This is a genomic window from Actinoplanes sp. NPDC026670, assembly GCF_040638175.1.
Lineage (GTDB): Bacteria > Actinomycetota > Actinomycetes > Mycobacteriales > Micromonosporaceae > Actinoplanes.
The window spans coordinates 1-4,545 of the sequence record NZ_JBEZXU010000148.1; the positions used below are offsets into that span (position 1 = coordinate 1).

Sequence of the window (4,545 nt, forward strand, 5' to 3'; positions counted from 1 at the left end):
CCCGGCCGTCGGCCGCCCACAGCAGATTCCCCGGCCACAGGTCGCCGTGGATTCGTGCGGGCGGTTCGCTTCCACCGTACCGATGCAGGGTTTTGCGAGTGGCGAGCAACGGGCGATGAGCGGCGAGCGATGAGCGACGGGCGGCGAGCGGCGAGCGACGGGCTGTGGCCGACGAGCTGTGGAGGCTTCTTTGGAGGTGTCCGTCGCCCCGTCGTCAAGTCGCCCGTTCGGGGAGGGCCTTGCTGGCAGCGAGGAGGAAAGTCCGTTTTGTGAACGCAATGGATCGCTCTCATGGGCAGTCGCCGACCTGGCGGAAGTCTCCGTGGGGAGGCGTTTCCGGGAGGATGTCATCCGCCTGCGGGCTGACCTTCTCAAGCTGAGGCGGCGGCGCATCGCCGGGTAGGCGCTCCACGGCAATTCGGTTGATCTCCCCGCACATGGGCCGTGAGTATGTTCCGGTGACCAGTGTTGCGTACCGGAACAGAATGCTCTTGATCGAAGAAGGGCGCTGGGCGGATCTGCTCGGTCTGGCCGCCGGCGACGTCGCGACCCCGGAGGAGCGGCGCGAACTGGCCCACATGATCGCCGTGGAGGCGCCGCCGGCCCTGGCGGTCGCGGCGGCCGAGTTGTACCCAGGCGAGGTGGTGGGTTTCCCCGGGCCGCTGTGGGAGGTGGTCGCCCAGCGGCCGTGGCACGACCTCGCTCCGCACCTGACCCACCCGCGGGTCCGTGAACTGGTCGCGCAGACCAGGGTGCTGCACGGCGAGGATCTGCGCGGTGTCGTTCCCTCGGAGATCCCGCTGCTCCTGGAGTCGTGGGAATCCGCCCACTGGGACCCGGAGGATGACATCCCCGAGTACCACTCGACCGGCAGCGCGGGCAGCCACATCTGGTGCTTCCCGCACTGGCTGATCGAGAACCTGCCCGGCGGCGTCCCGCTGTCCCCGGCGAGCGCGGATCCGATCGAGCACCCGGCCGTCACGGTCCTGGAAAACCTCAATGAACCCCATAAACCGATCCGGGCGTACGCGTTCCGCACGACCGCCTGGGAAGCCGCCGCCACGATCGCCGCCGACCGGGAGACGTGCCGTGCCGCCGAGGTGTCGTTCGCCCAGGCGTACCCGCATCTGGTGCACTTGGCGACCGGCTTCGGCCCGTACGCCGTCGCGGAGGAGGGCGGTCAGGCCCTGGGGCGGCTCGCCGTCTGGCGGGCGCTGAGCCTGATGGCCGGTGGCGACCCGGTGACCGTCTTCGTCGAACGCCTGCGCTGCGTGGCCTGGCACCGCCCCGCCGAGCAGATGTGCTTCCTGAACCTGACGATCGAGGACCCGGTCCAAGGCCTCACCTGGGCGCTCACCGCCTCCGCCACCGACTGAAGACCGCGAGCCGTCGCTGAACGCTGGAATGCCGGCGGTTTGACCGTGCTGAGCGACGGCCGGGACCGTGAGCCGTCGCTGAGTGCTGGAATGCGGGCGGTTTGACCGTGCTGAGCGACGGCTGGCGGTCGTGGTCCGGGTCAACCGCGGCGGGTGATCCGCTGGGTCAGGGCGTGCGCCGCCTCCAGCAGGAGCGTGCCCAGCTGGGCCGTGCGGTCGCCGTTGAAACGGGACTCCACACCGGTCAGGCTCAGCGCCCACGCCGGTGACCCGGCCCGGTCGAACACGACCGCCCCGACACCCCAGCTTCCGGGCACGATCAGGCCGGGGTTCACGGCGTACCCCCGTTTGCGTGTCGCCGCCACCCGCCGGGACAGGATCGCCGCCTGGTGCTGATCGCCGTAGGCGGCAGCGAGTTCCGCACCCCGCGACCGCACGTAGTCCGCGGCGTCCGCCACCGGCAGGTAGGCCAGCACAGCCAGCCCAGCCGACGCCACCCCCAGCGGAAACCGGATCCCCTCGTGCAGCACGTGCGACCGCAGCGGGAAACTGCCCTCCGCACCGGCCAGGCACACCGTCTCGTCACCACGCCGGGCCGAGAAGAACGCACTCTCCCCGGTCTTGGCCGCCAGCGACCGCAGGATGTCACGGGCGGTCGACGTCACGTCGTAGCGTTCGGCCGCAACCGACCCGAGCAGGAACAGCTCCGGCCCGAGATACCAGCGGCCACGGCGCGCGTCCCGGTCGACGAACCCCTCCTCAGTCAGCGCCGCCAGCACCCGCTGCGCCGTCGACCGCGGCAGCCCGGTCGCCGCCGCCACGTCGGCGGTGGTGACGCCGTCGGCCGCGCCCGACCCGACGCGGCGCAGCACCGCGGCCATCCGCCCGACCAACTGTGAACCCTGCATGCCCACATTATGAGCACCGAACGCCCACCACAGCCGCCCAGTGATCAGTTCGACGGCGCCGCCGGAGACAACACCTACCGTGCCCGGCCATGAGCAAACTCGTCGACAGCGCGGCGCAAGCCGTCGCCGCCGTCGCCCGGGACGGCATGACGGTGGCCGTCGGGGGTTTCGGCCTGTCCGGCATCCCCACCTCGCTGATCACCGCGCTTCGCGACACCGAGGTCAAGAACCTCACCATCGTCAGCAACAACATGGGCGTCGACGGCCGAGGGCTCGGCCTGCTCCTGGAGAACCGGCAGGTCACCAAGGTGCTGGCGTCCTACGTGGGCGAGAACAAGCTGTTCGCCCAGCAGTATCTGGACGGCGGACTCGACGTCGAATTCGTCCCCCAGGGCACCCTCGCCGAGCGCTTACGCGCCGGCGGCGCCGGCATCCCCGCCTTCTACACCCCGACCGGCGCCGGCACCCCGGTCGCCGACGGCAAACCCCACAAAGACTTCGACGGCATGCGTACGGTCCTCGAGCGCGCCATCGTCGCCGACCTGGCCCTGGTGCGCGCCCATCGAGCCGACCTCGTCGGCAACCTGCGGTACCGGCTGACCGCCCGCAACTTCAACCCCCTGGTGGCGACCGCCGGCCGGATCACCATCGCGGAGGCCTCGTTCGTCGAGGACGGCTTCCTGCACCCGGACGACATTCACACGCCGGGGATCTACGTGCACCATCTGGTCCGCACCGAGCTCCATGAGAAGCACATCGAACAGAGGACGGTGCGGCCCCGTGTGGACGCGTGACGACATGGCCGCCATCGCCGCCGCCGAACTGATCGACGGCCAATACGTGAACCTCGGCATCGGCATCCCCACGCTGGTCGCCAACAACCTTCCGGCCGGGGTACGGGTGACACTCCAGAGCGAGAACGGCATCCTCGGCATGGGCCCGTTCCCGTACGACGGCGACGAGGACCCCGACCTGATCAACGCCGGCAAACAGACCGTCACGCTCCTGCCCGGGGCGTCGGTGTTCGACTCGGCCACCTCGTTCGGCATGATCCGCGGCGGTCATGTGCAGACCGCCATCCTCGGCGCCCTGCAGGTGGCCGCTAACGGCGACCTCGCCAACTGGACCATCCCCGGCAAACTGGTCAAAGGCATGGGCGGCGCCATGGACCTGGTCGCCGGCACCCCACGTGTCATCGTCGTCACCGAACACGTCGCCAAGGACGGCACCCCGAAGATCGTCGACAGCTGCACCCTGCCCCTGACCGGCGCCGGAGTAGTCGACCGCATCATCACCGACCGCGCTGTCTTCGACGTCACCCCCGGCGGCCTGGTCCTACGCCGCCTCGCCGACGACCAAACCGTCGACACCGTCCTGGCCGCCACCGGCACCGGCTTCACAGTAGACATAGCCTGACCACACCCCCTCCACGCCCACCCGCGCCCATCCGTCTCCCGCGTCCATCCGCCCGCCCGCGCCCGCCGCCTATGCCCGCCGATCCGCCCACGCGCGCGCCCCTACGCCCGCCGATCCGCCAGTGCGCCTCGCGCCCCACGCCCCGCGCCCGCGCGCCCGCCGATCTGCTTGCGCGCCCGCCGATCCACGACGACCCACCCGCCCACGTCCGTCCGCGTGTGTCCAGGCGCGATCTTGTTGACGTCGGGCACACCTGTGAGCCTTCTGCGCAGCCGCCTCAACTTGAGACGGACAGCCCTCAACCGTTTGACGGCTCTTCGGCCGGAACGACTCCTGCGGCTACGACTCCTGCGGCTACGACTCCTCCGGTTTCGCCTCCTTCGGCTCGCTGCCCGCGGATCTTGCACGACATTTCAGGCTCGCGCCGATCTTGCAGCCCTTTCCACGTCCCGACGGGAAGAAAGCTGCAAGGTCTCTTCGGCGCAGTAGACCTTGCACGACAAACCACGTCCACGCGTGAAGAACCCTGCAAGATCGCGGCGAACGAGGAGAACCGTGCAAGATCTACGAGACCGGTCGGTGACGAATCGTTGTGAATAAGACATTACGCCTCGAGTCGATGCCTCAGTCGCATCGTGACCAGTGCTCCGGTCCGAAGACTGGGCAGGACACGGCAGAGGATCGGCCGCGGACACGGCGAGGGGATCGGCCGGGGATGCGGCGACGGGAGCGGCTGCGGATGCAGGGAGGGGTCACGTCCGCTGGCGTGGTGTAAGAGGCAGCCAGCGCGATCCGTGTGTGTTGATCTTATGCGGCGATTGCGGTGGTTTCGAGGATTTCGGTGT

General features: G+C 69.6%; 4 protein-coding genes and 1 pseudogene. 3 read left to right on the plus strand and 2 right to left on the minus strand.

Annotated elements, in window-relative coordinates:
* Window positions 1–133: pseudogene (locus tag AB0E94_RS52440) on the minus strand (phosphotransferase); the annotation flags it as partial.
* 352 nt (window positions 134–485) lie between these two features.
* On the opposite strand from AB0E94_RS52440, the gene AB0E94_RS52445 reads away from it, so the two are divergent.
* Window positions 486–1,376, plus strand: a complete 891-nt coding sequence (locus AB0E94_RS52445; protein WP_360344385.1) for a hypothetical protein — start codon at window positions 486–488, stop codon at window positions 1,374–1,376.
* Window positions 1,377–1,516: 140 nt separating this feature from the next.
* Here the strand turns inward: AB0E94_RS52445 and AB0E94_RS52450 are convergent, their stop codons facing one another.
* A complete protein-coding gene (locus AB0E94_RS52450; RefSeq protein WP_360344388.1) occupies window positions 1,517–2,284 on the minus strand; it encodes an IclR family transcriptional regulator in 768 nt (255 codons plus the stop codon).
* 89 nt (window positions 2,285–2,373) lie between these two features.
* Between AB0E94_RS52450 and AB0E94_RS52455 the strand changes: the two genes are divergently transcribed.
* Both AB0E94_RS52455 and AB0E94_RS52460 read left to right on the plus strand, forming a co-directional pair.
* Window positions 2,374–3,078, plus strand: coding sequence for a CoA transferase subunit A (locus AB0E94_RS52455; RefSeq protein WP_360344391.1), 705 nt, complete (start codon window positions 2,374–2,376; stop codon window positions 3,076–3,078).
* A 4-nt stretch (window positions 3,079–3,082) separates the two neighbouring features.
* Window positions 3,083–3,700 (plus strand): 3-oxoacid CoA-transferase subunit B, encoded by a 618-nt coding sequence (locus tag AB0E94_RS52460; RefSeq protein ID WP_360344394.1) that lies wholly within the window; start codon window positions 3,083–3,085, stop codon window positions 3,698–3,700.
* Window positions 3,701–4,545 lie beyond the last annotated feature (845 nt).

What these genes read in the sequence shown, in the direction of transcription:
- AB0E94_RS52445 (WP_360344385.1), top strand. Translation starts at nt 486, where the DNA reads ATGCTCTTGATCGAAGAAGGGCGCTGGGCGGATCTGCTCGGTCTGGCC.
- AB0E94_RS52450 (WP_360344388.1), bottom strand. Translation starts at nt 2,284, where the DNA reads ATGCAGGGTTCACAGTTGGTCGGGCGGATGGCCGCGGTGCTGCGCCGC.
- AB0E94_RS52455 (WP_360344391.1), top strand. Translation starts at nt 2,374, where the DNA reads ATGAGCAAACTCGTCGACAGCGCGGCGCAAGCCGTCGCCGCCGTCGCC.
- AB0E94_RS52460 (WP_360344394.1), top strand. Translation starts at nt 3,083, where the DNA reads ATGGCCGCCATCGCCGCCGCCGAACTGATCGACGGCCAATACGTGAAC.